The 14,263-nt window shown below is 61.7% G+C and carries 7 protein-coding genes and 2 pseudogenes; 1 reads left to right on the top strand and 8 read right to left on the bottom strand.

Annotated elements, in window-relative coordinates:
• Positions 1 to 112: 112 nt before the first annotated feature.
• Positions 113 to 1,333 (top strand): MFS transporter, encoded by a 1,221-nt coding sequence (locus BB029_RS22245; RefSeq protein WP_371914632.1) that lies wholly within the window; start codon positions 113 to 115, stop codon positions 1,331 to 1,333.
• Positions 1,334 to 1,359: 26 nt separating this feature from the next.
• Here BB029_RS22245 and BB029_RS32495 read toward each other — a convergent pair.
• The 8 genes and pseudogenes from BB029_RS32495 to BB029_RS22205 all read right to left on the bottom strand — a co-directional run.
• Positions 1,360 to 1,854: pseudogene (locus BB029_RS32495) on the bottom strand (cytochrome b/b6 domain-containing protein); the annotation flags it as partial.
• Positions 1,855 to 2,048: 194 nt separating this feature from the next.
• Positions 2,049 to 3,116, bottom strand: coding sequence for a uroporphyrinogen decarboxylase (gene hemE / locus BB029_RS22240; RefSeq protein WP_065940793.1), 1,068 nt, complete (start codon positions 3,114 to 3,116; stop codon positions 2,049 to 2,051).
• A gap of 277 nt (positions 3,117 to 3,393) precedes the next feature.
• Complete coding sequence (locus BB029_RS22235) at positions 3,394 to 4,812, bottom strand: FAD-dependent oxidoreductase (RefSeq protein ID WP_027605000.1); 1,419 nt, start codon at positions 4,810 to 4,812, stop codon at positions 3,394 to 3,396.
• Between the two features lie 32 nt (positions 4,813 to 4,844).
• The gene (gene gltB / locus BB029_RS22230; protein WP_065940792.1) at positions 4,845 to 9,290 is read right to left on the bottom strand and encodes a glutamate synthase large subunit; all 4,446 of its coding nucleotides are present in this window, start codon (positions 9,288 to 9,290) and stop codon (positions 4,845 to 4,847) included.
• 351 nt (positions 9,291 to 9,641) lie between these two features.
• Positions 9,642 to 11,186 (bottom strand): SPOR domain-containing protein, encoded by a 1,545-nt coding sequence (locus tag BB029_RS22220; protein ID WP_027605003.1) that lies wholly within the window; start codon positions 11,184 to 11,186, stop codon positions 9,642 to 9,644.
• Positions 11,187 to 11,196: 10 nt separating this feature from the next.
• Positions 11,197 to 12,297 carry a 3-dehydroquinate synthase gene (gene aroB, locus BB029_RS22215; protein WP_065940791.1) on the bottom strand — a complete coding sequence of 367 codons (1,101 nt, stop codon included), beginning with the start codon at positions 12,295 to 12,297 and terminating at the stop codon, positions 11,197 to 11,199.
• Between the two features lie 125 nt (positions 12,298 to 12,422).
• Positions 12,423 to 12,941, bottom strand: a complete 519-nt coding sequence (gene aroK, locus BB029_RS22210; RefSeq protein WP_003171222.1) for a shikimate kinase AroK — start codon at positions 12,939 to 12,941, stop codon at positions 12,423 to 12,425.
• A gap of 4 nt (positions 12,942 to 12,945) precedes the next feature.
• Positions 12,946 to 14,202, bottom strand: a pseudogene (locus BB029_RS22205) (type IV pilus secretin PilQ); the annotation flags it as partial.
• Positions 14,203 to 14,263 lie beyond the last annotated feature (61 nt).

Below are 14,263 nucleotides of genomic sequence, written 5' to 3'. Positions count from 1 at the left end.
ATTAGCCAGCTATATTCTTTTTTGCATTGCCAGTCCTGGCAGGCTTTTCCTCCCCGAGGTCTCCGTGAAATCTGCTGTCGCTCCATTCGCCCAAGAAGTCCCGCCCACCGCCCTGGATGAGGTGGTGGCGCAGCTCAATGACGCATACATCGAAAAAGGCACGCCGATGTTCATGCGCACGGTGCTGGCGCTGTTCTCCGGCGGCTTCGCCACGTTCGCCCTGCTGTATTGCGTACAGCCGATGATGCCGGCGCTGTCCCACGAGTTTTCGATCAATGCGGCGCAGAGCAGCCTGATCCTCTCCGTGGCCACGGCGATGCTGGCGCTGGGTTTGCTGATTACCGGGCCGATTTCCGACACCCTGGGCCGCAAGCCGGTGATGGTCGCCGCGTTGTTTTGCGCCGCGCTGGCGACCATCGCCAGCGGCTTGATGCCGTCCTGGGAAGGGATTTTGCTGATGCGTGCGCTGGTAGGCCTGTCCTTGAGCGGCCTGGCAGCCGTGGCGATGACGTACCTGAGCGAAGAGATCCACCCCCAGCACATCGGCCTGGCCATGGGCCTGTACATCGGCGGCAACGCCATCGGGGGCATGAGCGGACGCCTGATCATCGGTGTACTGATCGACTTCGTCAGCTGGCACACCGCAATGCTGATCATCGGCGCCCTGGCGCTGATTGCCGCCACGGTGTTCTGGAAGATCCTCCCCGAATCGCGCAACTTCCGCGCCAGCAGCCTCAAGCCGCGCAGCCTGGTGGATGGCTTCGTCATGCATTTCAAGGATGCCGGCCTGCCGTGGCTGTTCCTTGAAGCCTTCCTGCTGATGGGCGCGTTCGTGACGATGTTCAACTACATCGGCTATCGCCTGCTGGCCGCCCCGTATGACCTGAGCCAGGCCGTGGTGGGCCTGCTGTCGCTGGTGTACCTCTCGGGCATCTACAGCTCGGCAAAAATCGGCTCCCTGGCCGACCGCCTCGGCCGACGCCGCGTGCTCTGGGCCACCATCGTGCTGATGCTCGGCGGCATGGCCCTGACCCTGTTCACCCCACTGTGGCTGGTGGTGCCGGGCATGCTGATCTTCACCTTCGGCTTCTTTGGCGCCCACTCGGTGGCCAGCAGCTGGATCGGGCGCCGCGCGGTGAAAGCCAAGGGGCAGGCGTCGTCGCTGTATCTGTTTTGCTATTACGTAGGCTCAAGCATCGCCGGGACAGCGGGCGGATTCTTCTGGCACTTCGGCGGATGGAACGGCATCGGCGCGTTTATCGTGGCGCTGTTGATGGGTGCGTTGCTGGTGGCGTTGAAACTGGCGAAGTTGCCGCCGCTGACCGCCCCTTGAACAACCGGCGCCTTGAACAACATCCGCGCCATCACCCGCTTGCCCCGGCGCTCATGCATGACGACGGCGCCGATATGCAGGACCAGCATCAGCAGCAACCCCACACACGAGAGCACATGCACACGGGTATACAGGGCGATGCGGGCCGGGTCGTGGTCGAGGGGGGCGATGGAGAACAGGTTAACGATATTGATCGGGCGATCCATCATCAGCACGCCGGTCGCCAACACCACGGCGAGCACCAGGTACATGGCCTTGTGAACCAGCAACGCCAGGTATTCCTGCAGTGTTCGCTTGACGGAAAAGTCCAGGCCGTGGGCAAAGGAACAATAGACCCGCAAGACAAACACCGGAATATAGACAGTGGTCAGCGACACATTGAAGAACGCCACCCACGCCTTGACCGAGGCGGGCACGCTGAATACCGCCACGAAAAAACCCGACAATAACGCCCACACAATAATGACAGCCGAAACCCAATGCAGCAGTTTCTGGCTCGTTGAATACGCTGAAGCGTTCATCCTGAGATCACCTGACAATAAACGCCATGCACTGGCGAGAGGAAGAGCCGGGTAGGATTTTTACCGAGGCGAGTTACCGGAGGCTGTAGGGGAACCCCAAAGCACCCACACTACCAAGGCAGGACTTAACGAACGCTGAAACGCAGCGAATCCCCCTTCGCCAGGCAAAGGGGGATCCGATTCAGGCGGGAGTATTACGGGTGGTATTGCGCAGACAGCTCGTGCACGGCCTGCAGGAACGCACCCGCATGCTCCGGGTTCACTTCCGGAGTGATGCCATGGCCGAGGTTGAACACGTGGCCACTGCCTGTGCCGTAGCTGGCCAGGATGCGGCCGACTTCGGTGCGGATCGCTTCCGGCTTGGCGTACAGCACGGTCGGGTCCATGTTGCCTTGCAGCGCGACCTTGCCACCGACACGACGACGGGCTTCGCCGATATCGCAGGTCCAATCCAGACCCAGTGCATCCGCGCCAGCGTCGGCGATGCTTTCAAGCCACAGGCCACCGCCCTTGGTGAACAGGATGACCGGCACTTTACGGCCTTCGTGTTCACGGATCAGGCCGCTGACGATCTTGCGCATGTAGGCCAGGGAGAATTCCTGGTACGCCGCCGCGGACAGGTTGCCGCCCCAGGTATCGAAGATCTGCACGGCTTGCGCACCGGCCATGATCTGGCCGTTGAGGTAGGAGGTGACCGACCGGGCCAGCTTGTCCAGCAACAGGTGCATGGCTTGCGGGTTGTCGTAGAGCATGGCCTTGGTCTTGCGGAAGTCTTTCGACGAGCCGCCTTCGACCATATAGGTAGCCAGGGTCCATGGGCTGCCGGAGAAGCCGATCAGCGGCACGCGGCCGTTCAGCTCGCGGCGGATGGTGCTGACGGCGTCCATCACGTAGCCAAGGTCTTTGTGCGGGTCGGGGATCGGCAGGGCTTCGATATCGGCCAGGGTGCTGATGACTTTCTTGAAACGCGGGCCTTCGCCGGTCTCGAAGTACAGGCCTTGGCCCATGGCGTCAGGGATGGTGAGGATGTCGGAAAAGAGGATGGCCGCGTCCAGCTGTGGGTAGCGATCCAGTGGCTGCAGCGTGACTTCGCAGGCGAACTCCGGGTTCATGCACAGGCTCATGAAGTCACCGGCGTGGGCGCGGCTGGCGCGGTATTCCGGCAGGTAGCGACCGGCCTGACGCATCATCCACACGGGGGTGACGTCCACGGGTTGCTTGAGCAGGGCACGAAGGAAACGGTCGTTCTTGAGGGCAGTCATGTCGGCATCCGCAAAAAAAGTGCGGGCATTTTCTCAGAGCGCGACGCAAAAGGCACGGCAAGAGCGGTGCCTTTTGTCTATCGGGTCAATTTGTCGCGGTAGCTTGAACACAGCACAAAACAAATGTGGGAGAGGGCTTGCTGTGGTGAGCGGGCTTGTCCCGCGCCGGGCTGCGAAGCAGCCCCTTTGATCTGCGGTGAACCCGACGGGGGGCAAGCCCCCTCACCACAGCAAGCCCCCTCCCACATTTTGATCGCATTTAAACCTGGGATCAGGGTCAGACTTGCAGGTAGTCCAGGATCCCTTCGGCGGCATTGCGGCCTTCGAAGATCGCCGTTACCACCAGGTCAGACCCGCGCACCATATCGCCACCGGCGAAGATTTTCGGATTGCTGGTCTGGTGCTTGTACTGGCCTTGTTCCGGGGCGACAACACGGCCCTGGCTGTCGGTCTGGATCTCGAACTGCTCAAACCACGGCGCCGGGCTTGGGCGGAAACCGAAAGCGATGACCACGGCGTCGGCCGGGATGATCTCTTCGGAGCCCGGGATCGGCTCGGGGCTGCGACGGCCACGGGCGTCCGGTTCGCCGAGACGGGTCTCGACCACCTTCACGCCTTCGACGCGGTCTTCACCGACGATGGCGATCGGCTGGCGGTTGTAGAGGAATTTCACGCCTTCTTCCTTGGCGTTCTTCACCTCTTTGCGCGAGCCGGGCATGTTGGCTTCGTCACGGCGATACGCACAGGTCACCGACTTGGCGCCCTGGCGGATCGAGGTACGGTTGCAGTCCATCGCGGTGTCGCCGCCGCCGAGGACCACGACCTTCTTGCCTTTCATGTCGACGAAATCTTCCGGCGACTTTTCAAAGCCCAGGTTGCGGTTGACGTTGGCGATCAGAAAATCCAACGCGTCGTAAACGCCCGGCAGGTCCTCACCGGCAAAGCCGCCCTTCATGTAGGTGTAGGTGCCCATGCCCATGAACACGGCATCGTATTCGGCGAGCAGCTGCTCCATGGTCACGTCTTTGCCGATTTCGGTGTTCAGGCGGAACTCGATGCCCATGCCGGTGAAGACTTCGCGGCGATTGCTCAACACGGTCTTTTCCAGCTTGAACTCGGGGATGCCGAAGGTCAGCAGGCCGCCGATTTCCGGGTTCTTGTCGAACACCACCGGGGTCACGCCGCCGCGCACCAGCACGTCGGCACAGCCCAGGCCCGCCGGGCCCGCACCGATGATCGCGACACGCTTGCCGGTCGGCTTGACCTTGGACATGTCCGGACGCCAGCCCATGGCGAACGCGGTATCGGTGATGTACTTCTCCACCGAACCGATGGTCACCGCGCCGAAACCGTCGTTCAGGGTGCAGGCACCCTCGCACAGACGGTCCTGCGGGCACACCCGGCCGCAGACTTCCGGCAGGGTGTTGGTCTGGTGGGACAGCTCGGCGGCGGCGAGGATGTTGCCCTCGGCCACCAGCTTGAGCCAGTTGGGAATGAAGTTGTGCACCGGGCACTTCCATTCGCAATACGGGTTACCGCAACCCAGGCAGCGGTGGGCCTGATCGGCCGAGTGCTGGGGTTTGAAGGGCTCGTAGATTTCCACGAACTCTTTCTTGCGTTGACGCAACAGTTTCTTCTTCGGATCTTTGCGCCCGACATCGATGAACTGGAAGTCGTTATTCAGACGTTCAGCCATGTTAAAACCTCATCAAACTCTTCAGGCGCATATCACTGCGGGTTGGCACGGATGCTGGAAAGCAACGATTTCAGGTTGGCAGCCTTGGGCTTGACCAGCCAGAAACGACGCAGGTAATCATCGAGGTTTTCGGCGAGGTTACGACCCCATTCGCTGCCGGTCTCCTCGACGTACTCGTCCAGCACGTGCTGCAAGTGGTTCCGGTAGGATTCCATGGCTTCGCCGCTGATCCGCTGGATCTCGACCAACTCGTGGTTGACCTTGTCGACGAAGGTGTTGTCCTGGTCGAGCACGTAGGCGAAACCGCCGGTCATGCCCGAACCGAAGTTGTAACCGGTCTTGCCCAGTACCGCGACAAAGCCACCGGTCATGTACTCGCAGCAGTGATCGCCCGTGCCTTCCACCACGGTGTGGGCACCGGAGTTACGCACGGCGAAACGCTCACCGGCCGTACCCGCGGCGAACAGCTTGCCACCGGTGGCGCCGTACAGGCAGGTGTTGCCGATGATGGCACTGTCCTGGGTCTTGTAGACGCTGCCTTTGGGCGGAACGATGACCAGTTTGCCGCCGGTCATGCCCTTGCCTACGTAGTCGTTGGCGTCGCCTTCCAGGTACATGTGCAGGCCGCCGGCGTTCCACACGCCGAAGCTCTGGCCCGCAGTGCCCTTGAAGCGGAACGTGATGGGCGCCTTGGCCATGCCCTGGTTGCCGTGCTTGCGCGCGATTTCGCCGGAGATGCGTGCGCCGATGGAACGGTCGCAGTTGCAGATATCCATGGCGAATTCGCCACCAATGGCGTCGTTGATCGAGGAGCCGGCCATTTCGACCATTTTCTCGGCCAGCAGGCCCTTGTCGAACGGCGGGTTGCGGTCCACCTGGCAGAATTGTGGCTTGTCTGCCGGGATGTGATCGCTGCCCAACAACGGCGTCAGGTCCAGGTGCTGTTGCTTGGCGGTCTGGCCTTCGAGGATGTCCAGCAGATCGGTGCGCCCGATCAGTTCTTCCAGGGAACGCACGCCCAGCTTGGCCAGCCACTCACGGGTTTCTTCGGCGACGTAGGTGAAGAAGTTCACCACCATGTCGACGGTGCCGATGTAGTGATCCTTGCGCAGCTTTTCGTTTTGAGTGGCGACGCCTGTGGCGCAGTTGTTCAGGTGGCAGATGCGCAGGTATTTGCAGCCCAGGGCGATCATCGGCGCGGTGCCGAAGCCGAAGCTCTCGGCGCCGAGGATGGCGGCCTTGATCACGTCGAGGCCGGTTTTCAGGCCACCGTCGGTCTGCACCCGCACTTTGCCGCGCAGATCGTTGCCGCGCAGGGTCTGGTGGGTTTCCGCCAGGCCCAGTTCCCACGGTGCGCCGGCGTACTTGATCGAGGTCAGCGGCGATGCGCCGGTACCGCCGTCGTAGCCGGAGATGGTGATCAGGTCGGCATAGGCCTTGGCCACGCCGGCGGCGATGGTACCGACGCCCGCTTCTGCGACTAGTTTCACCGAGACCAGGGCCTGCGGATTGACTTGTTTCAGGTCAAAAATCAGCTGCGACAAATCTTCAATCGAGTAGATGTCGTGGTGCGGCGGTGGCGAGATCAGGGTCACGCCCGGTACCGCATAACGCAGCTTGGCGATCAGGCCATTGACCTTGCCGCCCGGCAGCTGGCCGCCCTCACCGGGCTTGGCGCCCTGGGCCACCTTGATCTGCAGCACTTCGGCATTGACCAGGTATTCCGGGGTCACACCGAAACGGCCAGTGGCAACCTGCTTGATTTTCGAGCTCTTGATCGTGCCGTAGCGCGCCGGGTCTTCACCGCCTTCACCGGAGTTGGAACGCGCGCCCAGGCGGTTCATGGCTTCGGCCAGGGCTTCGTGGGCCTCAGGCGACAAGGCGCCGAGGGAAATACCGGCAGAGTCGAAGCGCTTGAGGATCGATTGCAGCGGTTCGATTTCGCTGATAGCCAGCGGCGTATCCAGGGTCTTCACCTTGAACAGGTCGCGGATCATCGACACCGGGCGGTTATCCACCAGCGCGGTATATTCCTTGAACTTGGCGTAGTCGCCCTGCTGCACGGCGGCTTGCAGGGTGCTCACCACATCCGGGTTGTAGGCGTGGTATTCGCCACCGTGCACGAACTTGAGCAGGCCACCTTGCTGGATCGGCTTGCGCGCGCTCCAGGCTTCGGCGGCCAGGGCTTTCTGTTCGGCTTCGATGTCGACGAAACGCGCACCCTTGATGCGGCTCGGCACGCCACGGAAGCTCAGCTCGCAAACTTCTTCCGACAGGCCGATGGCTTCGAACAGCTGCGCGCCACGGTAGGAGGTGACGGTGGAGATGCCCATCTTCGACAGGATCTTCAGCAGGCCCTTGGTGATGCCCTTGCGGTAGTTCTTGAACACCTCGTAGAGGTCGCCCAGTACTTCACCGGTACGGATCAGGTCACCCAGCACTTCATAAGCGAGGAACGGGTACACCGCCGAGGCGCCGAAGCCGATCAACACCGCAAAGTGGTGCGGGTCGCGGGCGGTGGCGGTTTCCACGAGGATGTTGGAGTCGCAGCGCAGGCCTTTTTCGGTCAGGCGGTGGTGCACCGCGCCGGTGGCCAGGGACGCGTGGATCGGCAACTTGCCCGGAGCGATATGACGGTCGGTCAGCACGATCTGGGTACGCCCGGCGCGCACGGCTTCTTCGGCCTGGTCGGCGACGTTACGCACAGCGGCTTCAAGGCCGAGGCTCTCGTCGTAGTTAAGGTCGATGATCTGGCGGTCGAAACCCGGGCGCTCCAGGGTCATCAGCGAACGCCACTTGGCCGGGGAAACGACCGGCGAGCTGAGGATCACACGGGAGGCGTGCTCAGGCGACTCCTGGAAGATGTTGCGCTCGGCACCGAGGCAGACTTCCAGGGACATCACGATGGCTTCGCGCAGCGGGTCGATCGGTGGGTTGGTCACCTGGGCGAACTGCTGGCGGAAATAGTCGTACGGCGTGCGCACGCGCTGGGACAGCACGGCCATCGGCGTGTCATCGCCCATGGAGCCGACCGCCTCGTAGCCTTGCTCGCCGAGCGGGCGCAGCACCTGGTCGCGCTCTTCGAACGTGACCTGGTACATCTTCATGTACTGCTTGAGCTGGTCGATGTCGTAGAACGCCGAGCCGTGGTCGTTGTCTTCCATGGTCGCCTGGATGCGCAGGGCGTTCTTGCGCAGCCATTGCTTGTACGGGTGACGGGACTTCAAGCGGTTGTCGATGGCATCGGTGTCGAGGATCTGGCCGGTTTCGGTGTCCACGGCGAGGATCTGGCCAGGGCCTACACGGCCTTTAGCGATCACGTCTTCCGGCTTGTAGTCCCACACGCCGATTTCCGAGGCCAGGGTGATGAAACCGTTGGTGGTCGTGACCCAGCGGGCCGGGCGCAGACCGTTACGGTCGAGCAGGCACACCGCGTAGCGACCATCGGTCATGACCACGCCGGCCGGGCCGTCCCACGGCTCCATGTGCATCGAGTTGTACTCGTAGAATGCACGCAGGTCCGGGTCCATGGTCTCGACGTTCTGCCACGCAGGCGGAATGATCATGCGCACGCCACGGAACAGGTCGATGCCGCCGGTGACCATCAGTTCGAGCATGTTGTCCATGCTGGAGGAGTCGGAACCCACGCGGTTGACCAGCGGGCCGAGTTCTTCCAGGTCCATCAAATCGTTGGCGAACTTGGTGCGGCGGGCCACGGCCCAGTTGCGGTTGCCGGTGATGGTGTTGATCTCGCCGTTGTGGGCGAGGAAGCGGAATGGCTGGGCCAGCGGCCATTTCGGCAGGGTGTTGGTGGAGAAGCGCTGGTGGAACACGCAAATGGCGGTTTGCAGGCGCTCATCGCTCAGGTCTGGATAGAAGGCGGTCAAGTCCGCCGGCATCATCAGGCCTTTATAAATGATGGTCTTGTGGGAAAAACTGCAGATGTAGTGGTCGGCATCGGCGGCGTTGGCCACGGACGAGCGACGACGGGACGTGAACAGCTTGATCGCCATGTCCTGGTCGCTCAGGCCGTCGCCTGCGATGAACACTTGTTCGATCTGCGGCAGGCGCTCCAGGGCCAGGCGGCCGAGCACGCTGGTGTCGATCGGCACTTTGCGCCAGCCGACCAGTTGCAGGCCGGCGGCGAGGATCTCGCGGTTCATGTTCTCGCGAGCGGCTTCGGCTTTGACCGGGTCCTGGTTGAAAAACACCATGCCCACGGCGTACTGCTTGGGCAGGTCGACCGCGAAATGCTCTTTGGCGACCGCGCGCAGGAATTGGTCGGGCTTTTGAATCAGCAAGCCGCAACCGTCACCGGTCTTGCCGTCGGCGTTGATCCCACCGCGGTGGGTCATGCAGGTCAGGGCCTCGATGGCCGTTTGCAAAAGGGTATGACTGGGCTCGCCCTGCATATGGGCTATCAGGCCGAAACCGCAGTTATCCTTGAATTCATCGGGTTGGTACAGACCTGCTTTCATAGACACTTTCTCACCAGGCTGCCTCTTATACCGAGGCAAATTTCTTTTCAATTCAACCGGTTACCTTCCACGCCGAACGTACGCCGGCTTAGCGGGGGCAAAAGGGAGGTCATTGTACACACCGACACGAACGCTCACAAATTTAGCGACGAAATGTCGCAAATCTATGTCGCATTTATGAAAGGTTTAAAGCGATATGCTGTGCTAGTCAAAACTTTTTTAATTCTGACCGCTACGACTCAAAAGCTACTGTAACGCAGACACCACAAAGCGCGCGGCCTGGAGGGGCTGCACGCCTTGCGATCTTTTTTGAGGTGCCGGGAGGGCGGCCTGGGTAAGGCCGCCGGATCTTCAGCGAGTTGCTGCCAGTTCTTGTTGAACGCTGGCGACAGTGCGAGGCCAAGGTTTACCAGCCTGAACCTTCGCTGGCAAGGCTTTGATGGCGGAATCAGCTGCGGCACGGCTTGGGAAGCTGCCGTAGGTGATCACGTAGAGAGGCTTGCCGTTGAGCACTTTCTTGAAATAACGGTATTCGCCGCCCTGCTCTTTCACGAATGCCTGGGCGTTGGCTTCGGAGCTGGTGCCGAGGATCTGCACGACAAAGTTGCCGGTGGGCTGGCTGCTGTACCAGCTGCTGCCGGCCTTGGCGACGGTGGCTGCCGGCTTTTCGGCCGGTTTGGCAGCTGGCGCCGGAGCCGGCTTCGCCACTGGCGCCGCAGGCTTGGCAGTGGCAACGGTCGGCGCCGGGGTCGGCTTGGCGGCTGGCGCCACAGGGGTCGCTGGCGTACCTGCGGGAACGCCCGCAGGTGGCGCAGTAGTGGTCACGGTCGGCGGTGTGGCGCTGGAGCCTTCCACCGGCACACCGTCGTCGCCTTCGGAGATACCACCGGCTTCTTCGGCGAGCGGGCCACGCATCACCGGCTGGCCCACCATCGGCAGGTTGGTCGGCTGACCGGAATTGGCGAACTCGACATTCGGCGTGGGCTTGCCCAGTGGCAACTGCGCCTGTTCGGTTGGCGCACCGGCGGTGGTCGGTGCCTTGCTGCGACCCGGAATCAACCAGGCGGCGGCAACCGCAACCACGACAACGGCGGAAATTGCCAATACGTGCTTCTTAGGCATAGTGAACCCCATCTTTGGACGCTTGACCGCAGAGCGGCTGGCAATCATGGCTTCGATCATGGCATCGCGGGCGACCTGGTTGATGGTGCCAGGCCAGCCGTCGGAGCTTTCGTGAATATCAGAGATCTGCGCAGCGGAGAAAAGTTCGATGCCCTGCCCTGCGCCTTCGAGGCGTTGAGCCAGGTATTCCCGAGTTTCGTCCTCTTCGTACGGCTGCAGTTCGATAACGTGGAACAGCTCCTGATCACCGCTGATCTGCTCCAGATCGGCGATCAACGACGATTCACCGAACAGGAACACATGGGGGCGACCTTCCGGCGTGCCCGCCGCCAGCGCCAGCAGCGCTTCCAGGGCGGATTCGTCGAGCTGCTCGGCGTCATCCACCAGCAGGTAGACTTCCTGGCCGGTCAGACCCAGTTGCACCACCTGCTTGAGGATCGCATTCGGCTCGGCAGTGGCGACATCCAGCGCCTGGGCTACCTGACGCAGCACGCCCGCCGCATCACCGGCACCACGGGCCGACACCACCACGCTCTGTACGGACTGTTTGTTGGTGCTGGCCACCAGGGCCTGGCGCAGCAAGGTCTTGCCGCTGCCCAACGGGCCCGTGACGACCAGCAGCAGCTGGCTGTAGCGCGCGAGATGGTGCAGTTGCCCCAGCACCGGCTTGCGCTGGGCCGGGAAAAATTTGAAACCAGGCACCCGTGGAGCAAAAGGGTCGTGGCTTAACTGGTAATGGCCGAGGAACGCCTCGTCGGCATGCAAACTAGTCATCGGGATCTTATTAACCTTTCAGCTGAGCCAGGGCGCGGTAATCCGCTCCCAGCGTGGCCTGTAAAATCTCTTTCGGATAATCGTCGGTCACTACCGCTTCGCCCATATGGCGCAACAGCACCAGTCGCAGGCGACCGTCGATCACTTTCTTGTCTATTGCCATATGTTCGAGGAAGTCCGCCTCGGTCATCTCTTCCGGCGGGATAACCGGCAAACCGGCACGCTGGAACAGGCGGATACCGCGATCCCGCTCCTGGGCGCTGATCCAGCCCAGACGTTGCGACATCTCCAATGCCATCACTGTGCCAGCCGCTACGGCCTCTCCATGCAACCACACACCATAGCCCATGTGCGTTTCGATCGCATGGCCGAAGGTGTGGCCCAGGTTCAAGGTGGCCCGCACACCGGACTCCCGCTCGTCGGCATTCACCACCAGCGCCTTGGCGGCGCAGGAGCGGGAAATCGCCTCGGTAAGCGCCACCTGGTCGAGTGCGCGCAGGGCATCCACATGTTCTTCCAGCCAGACCAGGAAGGGTTCGTCGCAGATCAACCCGTACTTGATGACCTCCGCCAGGCCCGCCGACAGTTCCCGCGGTGGCAAGGTGTTGAGGGTTGCGGTGTCGATCAGCACGGCCTGGGGCTGGTAGAACGCGCCGACCATGTTCTTGCCCAGGGGGTGGTTGATGCCGGTCTTGCCGCCCACCGACGAGTCGACCTGGGACAACAGGGTGGTCGGCACCTGGATAAAGTCCACGCCGCGCTGGTAGCAGGCCGCTGCGAAGCCGGCCATGTCGCCGATCACACCGCCGCCCAGGGCAATCACGGTGGTTCGGCGGTCATGGCGTGCGGTCAGCAGGCCATCAAAGATCAGTTGCAGGGTTTCCCAGTTCTTGTGGGCTTCGCCATCGGGCAGAATCACGGAGATCACTGAGTACGCCGCCAGGCTGCGGCTCAGACGCTCAAGATACAGCGGCGCGACCGTTTCATTGGAGATGATCGCCACTTGCCGCCCGGCAATGTGCGGAGCCAGCAATTCGGGCTGGTCCAGCAGACCTTCGCCAATATGGATCGGGTAGCTGCGCTCGCCTAGATCGACCTTAAGTGTCTGCATGTGTCCCCGCGTTGAAGATGTATTGACGACCGGTAACGTCGAGATCTGACGTTGCCTGATGGCTCTACGCCACACCCCGCAGGGTGATAGCGCGCCGCCGAGAATAGCGCATTTCGGGCCTGGCTTTAACGGGGTGGCAGCCGTTGCAGGCGCTCAAGAATGTCGAGAACCACCATCCGAGGCGGCCGCTCATCGGTTTCCACCACCAGATCGGCGATTTCCCGATACAGCGGATCGCGCAGCGCGAGCAGGTCGCGCAAGGTTTTTTCCGGGTTCGCCGTGCGCAGCAAAGGACGATTGCGATCACGGGCGGTACGCCCCACCTGCTGCTCGACCGACGCATGCAGATAGACCACCCGACCACCGGCATGCAACGCCCGCCGATTTTCATCGCGCATCACCGCGCCGCCGCCGGTGGCCAATACCACGCCATCGCAGCCGCACAGCTCGGCAATCATCGCCTGCTCGCGGTCGCGAAAGCCCAGCTCGCCTTCCTTATCGAAGATCCATGGGATATTGGCACCCGTGCGCAATTCAATTTCCTTGTCGGAATCTTTGAATGGCAGGCGCAGCTCTTTGGCCAGCAATCGGCCGATGGTGCTTTTTCCAGCCCCCATCGGTCCTACAAGAATCAAATTTCGCACAGAATCAACGACTCACAGCAATCGCCTGGTTATTCATAATACGCGGAGTCAGGAATACCAGCAGCTCGGATTTTTTCTCCGCCAGCACATCGCGCCGGAAAAGGCGGCCAAGATACGGCACATCGCCCAAAAATGGCACTTTATCTACCACTTTGCTTTGGGTATTGGAGAAAACCCCGCCGATGACGATGGTTTCGCCATCCTTGACCAGCACCTTGGCATTCACCTCGTTTTTCTTGATCGGCGGTACGTCGTTGAGTTTGTTGAGATAGTCGGGCTCATCCTTGGTGACCTTGACCACCATGATCACATGGTCATCGGGGGTGATCTGCGGCGTGACCTCCAACGACAGGGACGCCTCCTTGAACGACACCGAGGTAGCACCTTGAGAGGTGGATTCCTGATAGGGAATTTCGGTGCCCTTTAGAATGCGCGCGGTTTCCTTGTCGGAAGTGACCACCTTGGGCTGCGAGACGATTTCGCCATTGCCGGTTTTCTCCATGGCGGTCAGTTCCAGATCCAGCAGGAGGTTATCGGTGATGAAAGCAATGCCCAGGCCTGATGTACCCGTGAGTGAACCCAGGTCGACAAATGGCGAGCCGGGCACGTTTTCCGGCGCCTGGGCACCGTCCGGCAAAGGCTTCTGGATACCCCCGGCAGCCCAATTCCCGCGAGTGAGCCGCCCACCCCAGCGCGCGCCCAGGCTTTTGTCGTAGTCGACATTGGCCTCGACAATCCGCGCTTCGATCATCACCTGGCGCACCGGCACATCCAGTTGCGCCACGATCCGCCGCAACTCTTCCAGGCGCTCGCCGGTCTGGTAGGCAATGATGTTATTGGTGCGGTCATCCACTGCCACTGAACCACGCTCATCGGTCGTGCCTTCAAAGCCGCTCACCGACTGAAACAGCTTGGCCAGGTCTGCCGCCTTGGCGTGGTTGACTTGCAGTAGCTCACGGCGCAGCGGCGCCAGGTCGGCCATCTGCTTGCGTGATTCAAGCGCCAGCAGTTCCCGTGCAGCCAACTCCTCGGCCGGCGCCACCAGCAAGACACCAGCCTTTATCCGCTTATCCAAGCCTTTGGTTTGCAGCACCAGGTCCAGCGCCTGATCCCAGGGCACGTCTTTGAGTCGCAGGGTGATAGAGCCCTGTACGTCATCGCCGACCACCAGATTGAGGCCCGCCACGTCGGCGATTTGCTGCAAGGCAGCGCGCAGCCCGATGTCCTGGAAGTTGAGGTTCAATTTTTCCCCGCCATAGGCGCCCGAAACCGCGCTGCCGGGAGGCGGTAGCTGGATCAGGTCCACACGATTGGGCACAGCA

It is taken from the genome of Pseudomonas sp. S3E12 (genome assembly GCF_001702295.1).
GTDB classification, from domain to species: domain Bacteria; phylum Pseudomonadota; class Gammaproteobacteria; order Pseudomonadales; family Pseudomonadaceae; genus Aquipseudomonas; species Aquipseudomonas marginalis.
The sequence above is the reverse complement of the archived record's forward strand: the minus strand, read 5'-3'. Positions and strand labels throughout refer to the sequence as shown.